Origin of the sequence: Microbacterium esteraromaticum, assembly GCF_900163815.1 — a bacterium.
Taxonomy (GTDB): domain Bacteria; phylum Actinomycetota; class Actinomycetes; order Actinomycetales; family Microbacteriaceae; genus Microbacterium; species Microbacterium esteraromaticum_B.
In genome coordinates this window covers 30871-45393 of sequence record NZ_FUKO01000030.1, presented here as the reverse complement: position 1 = coordinate 45393, position 14523 = coordinate 30871, and the positions used below count along the sequence as shown (strand labels likewise).

Below are 14523 nucleotides of genomic sequence, written 5' to 3'. Positions count from 1 at the left end.
AGAGCAATGGAAATCGGCGCGGTACTCGGCCTCGAGCAGCTCACCTGGGGCATGCTCATCCTCATCGTCATCGCGGCGTTCGGGGCGGGGTGGATCGATGCCGTCGTCGGCGGGGGCGGTCTGCTGCAGTTGCCGGCCCTGCTGTTGATTCCAGGCATCTCTCCTGTGCAGGCGCTCGCGACGAACAAGCTCGCGTCGGTGTTCGGCACGGCGACCAGCGCCACTACCTACTATCGACGAGCGAAACCCGATATTCGGACCGCGATCCCGATGGCGCTGATCGCGCTCGTCGGCTCTTTCGGAGGCGCGGCGGCGGCGATCGTGCTGCCTGCCGAGGCGTTCAAGCCGATCATCGTGATCGCCCTGCTCGCTGTGGCGCTGTTCACGGTGTTCAAGCCGCAGTTGGGCGCGGCCACCCGGCTGCGGTTCAGCGGGCACAAGCACCACATCGCGGCCGGCGCCGCCGGACTCGTGATCGGCTTCTACGACGGACTCATCGGACCGGGTACCGGCACCTTCCTCGTGATCACACTGGTGTCACTGCTGGGCTATGACTTCCTGCAGGCGAGCGCGAAGGCGAAGATCGTGAACCTCGCCACCAACGCCGGCGCGCTGCTGCTGTTCATCCCGCACGGGGCCGTGCTGTGGCTGCTGGGTGGCATCCTCGCCGCCGCGAATGTCGCGGGCAGCTATCTGGGATCGCGCATGGCGATCACCGGGGGCGCGAAGTTCATCCGGATCGTCTTTCTCATCGTCGTCATCGCACTCATCGGCAAGCTCGGGTTCGATGTGTGGAACGAGAACGTCTCACCCCTGCTCGCAGCGCTCTAATCGTTGCCGCCGGCGACAGCATCCGCCCGTCGTTCCCCGACACCCCGGGTAAACGTCGAGACCCCGTCGTAGCGACGTGCATACGACGGGGTCTCGACGATAAGACGGGGTGTCAGGTGAGGCGGGGTGTCAGGCGGGGGCGCCGTCCTCGGCATCCTCCGCGACGAAGTCGACGCCGGCCTCGGCGCGCTGCTCGGGAGTGATGGCCGCGGGCGCCTCGGTGAGCGGGTCGAACCCGCCGCCCGACTTCGGGAACGCGATGACCTCGCGGATCGAGTCGGTCTTGGTCAGGTGCTGCATCACGCGGTCCATGCCCAGCGCGATTCCGCCGTGCGGGGGAGCGCCGAACTTGAACGCCTCGAGCAGGAATCCGAACTTCTCGTCGGCTTCTTCCTCGGTGATGCCCATCACCTTGAACACGCGCTTCTGCACGTCTTCGCGGTGGATGCGGATCGAGCCGCCACCCAGCTCCGAGCCGTTGCAGACGATGTCGTACGCGTAGGCGAGAGCGGATGCCGGGTCGGTATCGAACGTGTTCTCGAACTCGGGCTTCGGGCCGGTGAACGCGTGGTGGACGGCCGTCCAGGCGCCGGCGCCGACGGCGACATCACCGGATGCCACAGCATCCGACGCCGATTCGAACATCGGCGCGTCGACAACCCACGTAAATGCGAACTGGTTCGGGTCGAGCAGTTCGAGCCGACGGCCGATCTCCACGCGTGCCGCGCCGAGCAGCGCGCGCGAGTCCTTCGCGGAACCGGCGGCGAAGAACGCGCAGTCGCCGGGCGCCGCTCCCACGAGCTCGGCAAGGCCCGCCTGCTCGGCCTCGGACAGGTTCTTCGCGACGGGTCCGCCGAGCGTGCCGTCTTCGTTGAAGAGGACGTACGCGAGGCCGCGTGCGCCGCGCTGCTTGGCCCAGTCCTGCCAGGCGTCGAGCACCTTGCGCGGCTGCGAGGCGCCACCGGGCATCAGCACCGCGCCGACGTACTCCGACTGAAACACCCGGAACGGGGTGTCTGAGAAGTACTCGGTGGCTTCGACAAGCTCGAGACCGAAGCGCAGGTCGGGCTTGTCGGAGCCGTACTTGGCCATCGCCTCGGCGTAGGTCATTCGCGGCAGCGGGGTCTGCACGTCGACATCGATGGTCTTCCACATCGCGACGATGAGGGACTCCATCATCTCGATGACGTCTTCCTGTTCGACGAAGCTCATCTCGATGTCGAGCTGGGTGAACTCCGGCTGGCGGTCGGCGCGGAAGTCCTCGTCGCGGTAGCAGCGGGCGATCTGGAAGTACTTCTCCACGCCACCCACCATCAGCAGCTGTTTGAACAGCTGCGGCGACTGCGGCAGCGCGTACCAGTTGCCGGGGTGCAGGCGAGCCGGCACCAGGAAGTCACGCGCGCCCTCAGGCGTGGACCGGGTGAGCGTCGGGGTTTCGACCTCGATGAAATCGCGCGTGTGCAGCTCATCGCGGATGGCCTTGTACACGTCGGAGCGCAGTCGCATCGCGTTCGCCGCGGTGGGGCGGCGCAGGTCGAGATAGCGGTGCTTGAGGCGCACCTCTTCACCGATCGGGTCGCTCTCGGCGAGACCGCTGGAAACCTGGAAGGGCAGCGGTGCCGACTCGTTGAGCACGACGACGTCGGTCGCGATCAGCTCGATCTCGCCGGTCGGCAGGTTCGGGTTCTCGTTTCCCGCGGGACGACGCGAGACCTCGCCGGTGATCTGCAGCACGAATTCGCTGCGCAGCGGGTGCGCCACCTCTTCGTCGCGGATGACCACCTGTGCAATGCCCGACGCATCACGCAGGTCGATGAAGGCGACGCCTCCGTGATCGCGGCGACGATCGACCCAGCCCGAGAGAGTGACGGTCTGACCGATGTGCGAGGCGTCGAGTGAGCCTGCCGTGTGGGTGCGAAGCACGGAATTCCTCCAGGTTGGGAAAGGGAACTTCGCCATTCTAGGCGAGCGCCGGACAGCGAACCGGAGAGGGCTTGCGGATGCTTGGCGATCGGCACATGCTTGCCAGATGGAAAGTGAACGGGAAAGCGAAAGCCACGAGAGTGCAGACGGCAGCGAAGAGCGGATGCTGCGCAGCGTCGAGCAGATCCGTGCCCGCACCGCGCAGGTGCCCCGAGGCCACGCCCTGCTGCAGCTCGCCTATGCGGTGATGATGGCGGCGTACATGGCGGTGTTCGTCTACACCGGGTCGATCGAAGCCGGCGCCAGCGCCCACGGCGGCACCACCATGGCGCTGATCCTCCCGCCACTGATCATCTCCTCCAGTCTCATCACCGGTGCGAGTGAGCGCTTCGGCGGGCGGCTGCGGACGACCGGTCGCCAGTGGCTCGCCATCGGCGCCTTCATCGCCCTGCTCGTCGTCTTCTTCGCGTGGGGGATCCTCGGCATCGGCTACCCGTGGTGGATGGCACTGATCGCCTTCGCCGTCACGCTGGTGCTGTTCAGTATCCGCCCGCTGAGTGCCCTGCGGCGGATGCCGGCTGCAGAGGCCGAACAGCAGCCATCGAGTCTGCTCCCGCGACCGGGGCAGATCACGACGATCGTCCTCGGTGCCTATCTCGGTCTCGCTAGTGCGGTCGCACTGTGGCCGACAGCGGCATGGATCGTGACGATGATCGGGATGCTGGCGGTCATCGTCGCATTGGCGGCGCAGACATCGGCGTGGGGCATCCTGCACACCGGTTACGAATGGCGGCGGCCGCAGTGGATCGCTGGTGGCGTCGCCGCCCTGCTGATGTTCCTGCTCGCCGCGCTCATCATCGCCACAGACCTCATCACCCCTGCCGTCGCCATCGGCGTCGGGGTGCTCGTCGCAGCATCCCTTATCGTGTCGGCTTTTCTCCCCGGACGCAGCCGTGGCGCATCCGAGGCATGACCTCGACGAGGCGCTGCTGACCCCGGTGCGCCTGTCGGTGATGGCGGCGCTCGGCGATGATGTCGAGCTCGATTTTTCGACCCTGCGCGACATCATCGAGTCTGACGACTCGGCGGTGAGCAAAGGGCTCTCGCACCTCGAGAAGCTCGGCTACGTCAAGGTCACGAAGGGGTATGTCGGATCCCGCCCGCGCACCTGGGTGCGCTCGACGGTGAAGGGCCGCAAGGCGCTGGAGAAGCACGTGGGTGCGCTTCGGGCCATCACCGACCTCGGCGGCTCCTCTTAGACTGGCCGGATGCCAGCATCCCGTCTCCACCTGGTGCGCCATGGTGAGGTGTACAACCCCGCCCGCGTTCTCTACGGGCGGCTGCCCGACTACTACCTCAGCGAGTCGGGGCGGCAGATGGCGCGTGCCGCGGCCGAGCACATCGCCTCGTTCGGTCGTCCGGTCGCAGAGCTGCGGTGCTCGCCGCTGGAGCGCACGCAGGAATCGGCCGAACCGTTCACCGAGCTCTTCGGGCTCGTGCCGACGCTCGACGCGCGCATCATCGAGCCGGCGAACGTCTTCGAGGGCAAGCGCATGTCGCGTGCGCTGCGCAACCCGCTCAACTGGCGGCATCTGCGCCGCCCGTCGCTGCCGAGCTGGGGCGAGGCCTATGTCTCGATCGCCGAGCGGATGCTGGCCGCGATGGACGAACGATGGCATGACGCCGATGGGGGCGACGTCGTGTTCGTCTCGCACCAGGCGCCGATCTGGATCACCCACCTGTCGATCGCGGGGCTGCCCCTGCGGCATGACCCGCGCACGCGGCGCTGCGCGCTGTCGAGTGTGACGAGCTTCGAACGCGTCGGCGATGTGTGGCGCGAGGTCGACTACGCCGAGCCGGCCGCGGAAGGCATTGATCTCGGGGCGGTCTGACCTGGTGACCGGTGGCATTCGGGTGATCAACACCGTTTCAGAGCGCCCATAGGAAATGCGCGTACGATTCCCAGCGTGTCCCTGCCTGCTCGTTCGCCTCGTCGTGACCGGCGCGTCGTCGGTGCAGCGCTCGCCGCGGTGCTCGCCATCGGCTTGAGCGCCTGCGCTGCTGATCCGGCCACCGAGGCATACCTGAACGGCGGCGAGAACGCGTACACCTCTGCCGATTCCCGCGTCGTCGTGATCCCCGCAGAGCAGCGCGGCGAGGCCGTCGACTTCGGGGGAGTGACCGAGAACGGCGACAGCTTCTCGAGCGACGAGATCCGCGGCGATGTCGCCGTGGTGAACTTCTGGTACGCAGGCTGCGGGCCGTGCCGGCTCGAAGCCCCCGACCTCGAAGCGACCTGGCAGAAGCATCAGCAAGACGACGTCCACTTCATCGGCGTCAACATCTACGACCAGGCCGACACCGCGAAGGCCTTCGACAAGACCTACGGCATCACCTATCCGAGCCTGATCGACGCGACCAGCGGCGATGCAAAGCTGGCGTTCGCGAAGGTCACACCCGTCAAGGCTCCGCCGACCACACTGGTGCTCGACAAGCAGGGTCGCGTCGCGGCCCGCATCATCGGGCCGATCGATGGCGTATCGATCCTGTCGACGCTGATTCAGGACGTGCTCAAGGAGAAGGCGTGAGCCCGGATGCCGTGATCGGCGCCGGCGCACTCTGGATCGCGATTCCGCTGGCCATGCTCGCCGGGCTCGTCTCGTTCCTCTCACCGTGCATCCTGCCGCTCGTGCCCGGATATCTCGGTTTCATCGGCGGGTCAGCGGGAGTGAGCGCCTCGACCGGCTCTTCGCCCGGTGCACGGGTACAGAGCACGTCTCGCCGACGGATGCTGCTGGGTGTGCTGCTTTTCATCGCGGGGTTCACCGTCGTCTTCGTCACCTATACCGTGCTCGGCGGCGCAGCCGCCGCCTTCTTCATCGAGTGGGGCGAGCTGATCACCCGCATCCTCGGCGTCGTCATCATTGCGATGGGGCTCGTCTTCCTCGGGCGCTTCGGCTTCGCGCAGCGCGAGTTCAAGATGCAGGTCAACTCCACCACCGGACTCATCGGCGCACCGCTGCTGGGCGTGACGCTGGCCATCGGCTGGGCGCCCTGCACCGGCCCCACGCTCGGGGCGATCATCAGCGTCGGCTGGTCGCTGGGCGACCCGTGGCGTTCGGCGCTGCTGGGCGTGGCCTACTCGCTGGGCCTCGGCATCCCGTTCCTGCTCGTCGCTCTGGGCTTCGGCTGGGCGACATCGGCCACTACTTTCATGCGCAAGCACATCCGCACCGTCAATATCATCGGCGGTGCACTGCTGATCCTGCTCGGCCTGCTCATGGCCACCGGGATCTGGACCGAGATCATGTCGAGACTGACGGCGGTGATGCAGAGTGTCGTCCTCCCGCTCTGACAAGAAGAACACGAACAAGAAGAACTCCGACACCTCGGCGCTCGGCGACGTGCCGGCGCAGGCGGACCGGACCGGCTCGTCGGCAGCATCCGATCCGCTGCGCCCTTCCGACCACATCGATTACGTCGAAAACGGCTCTGGCGAGATCAACCAGCCGAAGCTCGGCTTCGTGGGCTGGGCCCGCTGGGGATGGCGGCAGCTGACCTCGATGCGCGTCGCCCTAGTGCTGCTGCTCGCGCTCGCGATCGCGGCGATACCCGGGTCGATCTTTCCGCAGCGCAGCGCTGACCCGAACGGCGTTCTGAAGTACAAGGCAGAGAACCCGGATCTGTTCCCGGTCCTCGACAATCTGAGCCTGTTCGACGTGTACTCGTCGCCGTGGTTCTCGGCCATCTATCTGCTGCTGTTCATCTCGCTGATCGGCTGCATCATCCCGCGCATCAAGCACCACGCGAAGGCGCTGCGGGCTCAGCCGCCGCGCACGCCCGCGCGCCTGGCGCGGCTGGATGATCACGTCGCCCGCACCTGGGTGCCTGACGGCGGCACGAATGCGGATGCGGATGCAGATGCAGATGCAGATGCAGATGCCGCAGCATCCCGCGCCGCTGGCGTCGCCGAGAAGCAGCTGAAGGCCCTCGGCTACCGCGTCGCCCGCTACGACCGCGGCCGCACCCGGTCGGTGTCGGCGGAGCGCGGCTACTGGCGCGAGACCGGAAACCTGGTGTTCCACATCGCTCTGGTCGGCGTGCTCATCACCGTGGCGATCGGCGGCGGCTATGCGTACACCGGTCAGAAGGTCGTGGTCGAGGGGGCGAGTTTCGTCAACACTCTGATCGACTACAACTCGATGAATCGGGGCCGCTTCGTCGCCGACGATTCCTTCGATCCGTACGCGCTGACGCTCGATTCTTTCGACATCACTTACGAAGACTTCGGCCAGCCCGGTGCGGGCCAGGCCGGCAACTTCGCCGCCAACCTCAGCGTGCGCGAGCCGGATGGCTCCACGCGCGAAGGAACCGTGAAGGTCAACCACCCGCTCGTCATCGGCGGCGACAAGATCTACCTGCTCGGCAACGGCTACGCGCCCACCATCACGGTGCGCAACGCCGAGGGCGTGAAGGTGCTGAGTCAGCCGGTCGAGTTCCTGCCGCAGGACAGCTCGATGACGTCGATGGGCGTCATCAAGATTCCCGATGGTCTGTCCGAGCAGGTGGGCATGCTCGGGTTCCTGTATCCGACCGCCGTAAAGCTCGAATCCGGAGCCTTCGCTTCGGCGCATGGTGCACTGCAGCTGCCGCTGCTGACGCTCGACGTCTACGAGGGCGACCTCGGGATCGACGACGGCACGCCGCGCTCGGTCTACCAGCTCGACACCAACGACTTGACCAAGCTCACCGGTCGCACCACCGACCTGAAGTCGATTCAGCTTCAGCCGGGCGAGACGGCAGACCTGCCGAACAACATGGGCACGATCACCTTCGAAGACGCGTCGCCAGCGGGCGCCGCTGACACCCTGCAGTCGGTGAAGCGCTACGTCTCGCTGCAGATCCACCATGACGATTCGGCCCTGTGGGTGCTCGTCTTCGCGCTGCTCGCACTGACCGGACTCGGCCTCGCACTCTTCGTGCCCCGCCGTCGGATGTGGGTGAAGGCGACAGCATCCGCTGATGGGGTGCACCTGGAGTACGCTGGCCTGGCGCGCGGCGATGACCCCACCCTGGCCGCAGCCGTGGACGACCTCGCCCGCGGCCACGAACGGCTGCTCGATGGAACGACGCCGCGGCGGGACATCCCCGCGAAGGGAGCATGACAATGCCTGACCTCGATTCGATCTCGATCCTCACACTGTGGACGGCGATCGCCATCTACGCCGGATCGTTCATCGCGTACGCGTTCGACCTCGCCCGTCGATCAGCGGTGAGCGCCGAGGCCAAGGTTCTCGTCGGGGTCGGAGCGGGCGGCGGAGCGGATGCCGTCGAGCTGGGCTCTGACGCGGGCAGCGCTTCTGGGGCTGTCGGCTCTGATGGCGCACCGATGAAGAAGCAGCGTTTCGTGCTCGCGCGCATCGGTACGTCGCTGGCGGTGCTCGGCTGGCTGTTCCACCTCACGGCGACTGTCACGCGCGGAGTCGCGGCGGGGCGCGTGCCGTGGGCGAACCTGTACGAGTTCGCGATGATCGGCACCCTGCTGATCATGCTCGTGTACCTGGTGATGCTCACCAGGCTCGACCTGCAGTATCTCGGCAGCTTCATCTCGGGCCTGGTGCTCGTGCTGCTGGGTGCCGCGGCGGCGAACTTCTACGTCGATGTGACGCCGCTGGTCGACCCGCTGAAGTCGGTGTGGCTGGTCATCCACGTCTTCGTCGCGTCGCTGTCGACGGCGCTGTTCGCACTCGCCTTCGCGCTGTCGGTGATGCAGTTGATGCAGTCGCGGCGCGAGCGCCGGATCGCCGAGGGCATGGCGAAAACCGGCCCCGGATTCCTGCGGACGCTGCCTGGCACGGTGCGGCTCGAGAACATGGCCTACCACTTCACCGTCGTCGGCTTCATCTTCTGGACGTTCACTCTGATCGCCGGCTCCATCTGGGCGCAGGACGCGTGGGGCCGGTACTGGGGCTTCGACGTGAAGGAGACCTGGACGTTCATCATCTGGGTGCTCTACGCCGGCTACATCCACGCTCGGGCAACGCGCGGCTGGCGCGGAAACCCTTCGGCATGGCTGTCGATCACCGGCTTCGCCGCGGTCATCTTTAACTTCGCGATCGTGAACGTCTTTTTCAAGGGACTGCACGCCTACTCCGGCCTCAGCTGAGTTCGTGTCAGTGCGCGCTTTGCGAGGCGCCGCCTGCCACAGCTGACCGGGGCTGAGGCGAACTTCCTGACTCGGGTGCCTCATCGTGCCGCGTCAGGCCTCAGGACGCGGCCATCTGCGACACCTGAACCCGTGCGCTCGATGGTGTATCCGGGTTCACGTGCCGCATTGTGCCGATTCATTCCTCGGGACGCGGCCATCTGCGCCACCTGAACGAGCAGATCGGATGGCACTGCCGATGCGGACGTCTTTTATGGCGCAACTGGAGCCAGGAATGGCTGCTGACTTTTGCATCCTCGTGTTCGGGTCGCGTCGTGTAGCTGCATTCGCCGTGATGCGGCAATATGCGCCACGCGAACGGCAGGGCAGCTCGCGGCATCGGACGACGGTACTGCACCCCTGCTCCCGTCGCATTTTGTCCCGCTCGATCGCTTCGCAGGCGGGACAATTTGCGACGGGAACAGCGGGGATGCAACTGAGGCGGGATCATTTGCGACGGGAACAGCACCGACTACGCCGCAGCCAGCACCGGCTACGCCGCAGCCAGCACCGGCTACGGCGCGGCCAGCACCGCCTACGCCGCGGCGAGCACCGCCTTGGCGCTGGTCGTGCGACGAGAAGCGGCAGCCAGGGTCGCGACGCCGATCGACAGCACGGCCCATACGACGATTCCGGCTGCGGCGCTGCCGCTCGGAGTGATCAATCCGCTCAGTGCGGGCGCCGTAGGCATCGCCGCTCCTAGCCCTGCAAGCCAGCCGGGCACCGTCGAGATCAGGCTCGTTGCGAGAGCGACCACGCCCACGAGTGCACTGATCCAGCGTCCGATGCCGCCGAGGACGGCGAGGAGCGCCTGGTTGATCGCGGCGAAGCCGATTCCGACGAGCACCGCGAACCCGGCGAAACCCCACCACGTGGCGGCGTCGTAGCCCGCGACGATCTGCACGATCAGCGCGACGAGAACGCCCTGCCCGGCGCCGATCGCCGCAGCCGGCCAGAACCCGCGCAGCACCATGCCGATCGACGAGCGTCGAGAGGTGAGCGCGCTCCCCGGTACCGCGCGCAGCGCGATGAACGAAGCCAGCGCACCGAACCAGAGCACGAGCACCGACAGCAGCGGGATCGTGCTCGGACCGAACAGATCGTCGGTTGACGACGCGTTCTTCACCGGATCGGCGATGACCGACGCCAGCGACGTCGACTGCTCATCGTCGAACGACGGCAGCGAGGTCGACGCCGTGTGCAGTCCATCGGCGAGGTCGCCCGTGCCGGTTGCCAACGTGCTGATTCCGTCCGCGAGGGTGCCTGCTCCGTCGGCAAGCGCGTTCGCGCCGTCGCCGAGCTGGGTCGCTCCGGAGGAGAGACCGCGTGCACCGGTCGCCGAGTCGGCGACACCGTCGGCGAGCTGAACGAGACCCGACCCGAGCTGGGTCGCCGCAGAACCTGCCGTGCGCATCTGGTCTGCGATCTGCTTGGGCGCCACGGCGTTGAGGGCGGCGAGACCGGATGCCGTGCCGGCCGAGGCCTGGCGTGCGCCATCGGCTGCCTGCGCCGCCGTCGTGGCGAGCTCGGCAGCGGTGGCCGCGGGGGACTGCAGGCTCTCCGCCGCTCCCGCCATCGCCGACAGCTTGCCGCAGAACTCTGGGTCAGCTGCCACGTCGCACGAGCCTGCAAGCTCGCGTAGACCGGGCGCCAGTCCGTCGATTCCCTGCTGCACGCCGGTACTGGCCTGCGCGGCCCCGCCGGCTGCCTGGGCGGCACCCGCGCTGGCTTTCTCGGCGAGGCCCGCGGCCTCGGTGAGCTGCGCGGGAACGAGTCCATCGCGCTCGAGCGTCGCCGCACCTGTGTTCAGTCCCTGACCGAGCTGGGCGGCGCCGGCTGCGGCTTCGCGCGACTTGCTCGAGATCGTGCCGAGGCCGTTAGCGAGCTGGGTCGCGCCGTCGGCGAGACCGTTGGCGCCGGAGGCGAGTTTGGTCGCGCCGTCGGGAATCTCCGCCGCGCCGTCCGCCGCGCTCCATGCGCCATCGGTGAGCTTGTCGGCCCCGTCGGCCGCCTCGCCGATCTGGTCGCCGATGGTGGCGAAGCCGACCAGCACGTTGCCGACGGTCGCCTCGCTGATCATCGTGCCCATCGTGGATGCGGCGACCGACGCGATCTGCTGCGAGATCATGCCATCAGCAACGCGGCCATCCGGTGGCGTGGTGACAGTGATCTTGGCCTGCTCGGCGTCGCCGGCTTCGCCGCTCTTCAGAGCAACGCCCGATGACGTGGCATCCGCTGAGAACGACTTCGGGATCGTCACGATCGCCTGGTAGCTGCCGTCGGCCATGCCCTTCGCGGCGTCCTTCTCGTTCGAGATCACCCAGGTGAGGTTCGACGAGACCTCGTCCGAACCCTCGACGAGTCCTGCGGCGAGCTGGCGCCCGAGCGGCGTGTACTGGCCATCGACGGTCACGGGCTCGTCGAGGTTCACGACCGCGGCCGTCATCGATTCAAGACGGTCGGTCGGGTTCTGCAGCGCGGTGACGAGGATGCCGCCGATCAGCGCCGGCAGCAGCAGCACGCCGATGATGGTCAGCCAGGTGATCGGCCGCCGCGAGCGTGCGCGTTCGATGGGGAGAGTCATGCCTTCACCTCGGAGGTGTCGATGGAAGTCGTGCCGTCATGGGGCTGCGTGCGCCGAGACCCCGTGTTGTTGTCGAGAACCCCGGCTGTGGACGTCGATACCTTGGGGTCTCGACGCGAAAGCGGGGTGTCGGCGGTGTCAGCGCGCGGGGCTGTGGTGGCAGCGTGCGGGTCGGCGGCGCCAGCGCGCGGGTCGGAGGCGGGTGAGCGCAGGTCGGTGACGGATGCCGTGGAGCGCCCCGCTTCCGCGAGCAGCGCCTGCGCCGCATCCGGGTTGGCGGAGGTGATCAGCACCGCCATCTTCGAGCCCGCATCGCGCAGACGCGCAGCAAGCTGATCGCGCTCGGCCGCCGAGAGCCGATCGGTGCCGTCGAGAATCACCAGGCCCGCGCTGCCGCGCAGCGCCTCGGTGAGCTGGCCCGCGGTATCCGTGGCATCGAGCAGTGCGATGCCGACATGCGCACGCACCCAGGCGGCACGCCCCGGCATGAGATGACCGGCGACGCGCAGCATCCCGGCATCCGCCTTCACGCGTCCGGCGAGAGCCAGCGCAAGCGTGCGCAGCGCACGCGGCGATGCTCCCGTCACGATGAGAGCCTCACCTGGCGCCAGGCGCAGGTGGGCGCCGTCGATGCCGGCAGCTTCGAGCGTGAGGTCGTCGGCGGCGAGGATGCTGTCGTCTCCGGGCCACTGCTCCAGCTCGCGCTCGCGCTCGACGGCTTCGCCCTCGATGTCGACGTGCGGAAGGAGGCGCTCCATCCACTGCGGGATGCGCCAGGCGCGGTCACCGAGGATCGCCATCACTGCGGGGATCAGCGTCATCCGCACGAGGAAGGCATCGATCGCGATACCCGCGGCGAGTCCCAGCGCGATCGGCTTGAGCGAGGAGTCACCCTCGGGCACGAACGCCACGAACACGGCGAACATGATCAGCGCGGCTGCCGTCACGACACGAGCAGAACTGGTGAACCCGGTGCGGACCGAATCGATCGCGATGTCGCGCGCCGATCGTCCCTGCGCCTTCTGCGGGTCTCGTCGGGCATGCACATAGTCTTCGCGCATGCGCGAGACGAGGAACACCTGGTAGTCCATCGCCAGGCCGAACAGCACACCCATCAGCACGATCGGCATGAACGCGATGATCGGTCCTGTGCGGGCGACATGCAGCGCGTCGGCCAGCCAGCCCCACTCGAATACCGCTGCCACGACGCCGAACGACGCGATGATCGACAGCAGGTAGCCGATGGCCGCGGTGATCGGAACCCAGATCGAGCGGAAGACGACGGCCAGCAGCACGAATGACAAGCCGATGACGAAGAGCCCGAAGGGCAGCAGTGCGCCGCCGAGCTGATCGGAGATGTCGATGGCGACGGCCGTGAATCCGGTGACCTTCAGATCGATGCCGAATTCGTCGAGCCACTCGTCGTGGTGCGAGCGCAGCTCGCGGACGAGGTCGGAGGTCGCCGGGTCGTCGGGAGCGGTCTCTGGGATGATCTGCACGATGCCGGTGTCGGCGGTCTCGTTCGGGGTGGCCAGCGCCACCTCGCGCACACCGGGAACCTTCTCGACGGCGTCGCCGAGGTCTTGCATGAGCGTCAGCGGGTCGGTCGAGGTGACGATCGTGCCGGTGAGGATCAGCGGGCCATTGAAGCCGGGACCGAACTCTTCTGCCGTGACGTCGTAGTTCACGCGGGCTTCGGAGTTCTGCGGCAGCACGCCGGCGTTCGGCAGTGCGAGTCCGAGGCTCAGCGCGGGGATGGCGACGACGCCGAGTCCGACCACGACGGCAAGCGTGACGAGAATCGGGCGGCGGGTGACGCCGGCGACCCAGCGTGCGGCGAACCCGCGCTTGACGGGGACCGTCGCTGGCTCGGAGCCTTCGGCGGCAGCATCCGCCTGCTTCGCGGCCTTCTTCACGCGCTTCGGGCGGCCGATGACGCGACCCTTGACGAAGCCGAGCAGCGCCGGGGTGAGCGTCACCGAGATGGCGACGGCGATCGCGACCGCGACGGCGGCCGCGATACCCATGGTCGTCAGGAACGGGATGCCGGCGAAGCCGAGTCCGATCAGGGCGATGAGCACGGTGATGCCGGCGAACACGACAGCAGAACCGGCAGTGCCGACTGCGCGTGCCGTGGATTCCTCTGGGTCGACGCCGTCGCGCACCTGGTCCTGGTGGCGCGCGACGATGAAGAGCGCGTAGTCGATTCCGACCGCGAGCCCGAGCATGAGCGCGAGCAGCGGCGTGGTCGACGAGACCGAGGCGAAGGCGGTGGCGGCGAAGATGCCGGCCATCGATATGCCCACGCCGAGGATCGCTGTCAGCAGCGGCAGGCCCGCGATCACGAACGAGCGGAAGGTGACGATCAGCACCAGCAGTGCGATCAGCAGACCGACGCCTTCGGTGAGGGTGATCGTCGGGATGGAGACAGCGAACAGGTCACCGCCGAGGGCAGTCTGCGAGCCGTCGGGCAAAGACGCGGCGAGTGCGTCGACCGAGTCCTGCAGCGTGTCCTTGATCGATTCGGGCACGTCGCTGACCTGCCCATCGAACTGCAGCCGCACGATCGCCGCAGTCTCGGCGTCGTTGACCATGCCGTCGATGTTCTCGTCGTAGGGCGAGGTGACCGCCAGCACGCCATCGAGGCGTCCCATTTTGTCGACGGCGCTGTCGATCTCGTCCTTGTACTCGGCATCCGTGATGTTGTCTCCGGGCGCCGCGACGACGATGAACTGCGCGTTCGTGCCGCTGACCTGCGGGAACGTGCGCTCGAGCTGCTCCAGGCCGGCCTGCGATTCGGTGCCCGGGATGGAGAAGCTGTTGTCCGTCCCGCCGCTGAGTGCGAGGGCGCCGCCGCCGGCGATGCCGAGCACGATCAGCCAGCTGACGAGCACGCGCCAGGGGTGCCGGAACGACCAGCGACCCAGCGATGACAGGAGAGTGGACACGCTTCCTCCGACGAAGTTCGATACATGAATGT

General features: G+C 67.5%; 11 protein-coding genes. 8 read left to right on the top strand and 3 right to left on the bottom strand.

The genetic code is table 11. The features are described 5' to 3' along the window. The first annotated feature begins 6 nt into the window (after nucleotides 1–6). Nucleotides 7–831, top strand: coding sequence for a sulfite exporter TauE/SafE family protein (locus FM104_RS11865; RefSeq protein ID WP_087132454.1), 825 nt, complete (start codon nucleotides 7–9; stop codon nucleotides 829–831). Between the two features lie 129 nt (nucleotides 832–960). On the opposite strand, the gene aspS is transcribed toward FM104_RS11865, so the two are convergent. Beyond that, nucleotides 961–2754 carry an aspartate--tRNA ligase gene (aspS, locus tag FM104_RS11860; RefSeq protein ID WP_087132453.1) on the bottom strand — a complete coding sequence of 598 codons (1794 nt, stop codon included), beginning with the start codon at nucleotides 2752–2754 and terminating at the stop codon, nucleotides 961–963. A 106-nt stretch (nucleotides 2755–2860) separates the two neighbouring features. On the opposite strand from aspS, the gene FM104_RS11855 reads away from it, so the two are divergent. The 7 genes from FM104_RS11855 (at nucleotide 2861) to ccsB (ending at nucleotide 8920) form a co-directional block, all read left to right on the top strand. After that, complete coding sequence (locus FM104_RS11855; protein WP_143738365.1) at nucleotides 2861–3727, top strand: hypothetical protein; 867 nt, start codon at nucleotides 2861–2863, stop codon at nucleotides 3725–3727. Next, the gene (locus FM104_RS11850) at nucleotides 3708–4013 is read left to right on the top strand and encodes a winged helix-turn-helix domain-containing protein (RefSeq protein ID WP_256971637.1); all 306 of its coding nucleotides are present in this window, start codon (nucleotides 3708–3710) and stop codon (nucleotides 4011–4013) included. Before FM104_RS11855 ends, FM104_RS11850 begins: the two co-directional genes overlap by 20 nt. Nucleotides 4014–4022: 9 nt before the next feature. Further along, the gene (locus FM104_RS11845; RefSeq protein ID WP_087132451.1) at nucleotides 4023–4646 is read left to right on the top strand and encodes a histidine phosphatase family protein; all 624 of its coding nucleotides are present in this window, start codon (nucleotides 4023–4025) and stop codon (nucleotides 4644–4646) included. A gap of 75 nt (nucleotides 4647–4721) precedes the next feature. After that, complete coding sequence (locus tag FM104_RS11840; protein ID WP_256971636.1) at nucleotides 4722–5342, top strand: TlpA family protein disulfide reductase; 621 nt, start codon at nucleotides 4722–4724, stop codon at nucleotides 5340–5342. Beyond that, a complete protein-coding gene (locus FM104_RS11835) occupies nucleotides 5339–6109 on the top strand; it encodes a cytochrome c biogenesis CcdA family protein (protein WP_179206776.1) in 771 nt (256 codons plus the stop codon). The genes FM104_RS11840 and FM104_RS11835 overlap by 4 nt, the downstream gene beginning before the upstream one ends. Then, on the top strand, nucleotides 6090–7919 hold the full coding sequence (gene resB, locus FM104_RS11830) for a cytochrome c biogenesis protein ResB (RefSeq protein ID WP_087132450.1): 1830 nt from the start codon (nucleotides 6090–6092) through the stop codon (nucleotides 7917–7919). The genes FM104_RS11835 and resB overlap by 20 nt, the downstream gene beginning before the upstream one ends. 2 nt (nucleotides 7920–7921) lie before the next feature. Then, nucleotides 7922–8920 carry a c-type cytochrome biogenesis protein CcsB gene (gene ccsB / locus FM104_RS11825; protein WP_087132449.1) on the top strand — a complete coding sequence of 333 codons (999 nt, stop codon included), beginning with the start codon at nucleotides 7922–7924 and terminating at the stop codon, nucleotides 8918–8920. Nucleotides 8921–9494: 574 nt separating this feature from the next. On the opposite strand, the gene FM104_RS11820 is transcribed toward ccsB, so the two are convergent. Both FM104_RS11820 and FM104_RS11815 read right to left on the bottom strand, forming a co-directional pair. Continuing rightward, nucleotides 9495–11543 (bottom strand): YhgE/Pip family protein, encoded by a 2049-nt coding sequence (locus FM104_RS11820; RefSeq protein WP_087132448.1) that lies wholly within the window; start codon nucleotides 11541–11543, stop codon nucleotides 9495–9497. Next, on the bottom strand, nucleotides 11540–14491 hold the full coding sequence (locus FM104_RS11815; RefSeq protein ID WP_087132447.1) for an MMPL family transporter: 2952 nt from the start codon (nucleotides 14489–14491) through the stop codon (nucleotides 11540–11542). The genes FM104_RS11820 and FM104_RS11815 overlap by 4 nt, the downstream gene beginning before the upstream one ends. Nucleotides 14492–14523 lie beyond the last annotated feature (32 nt).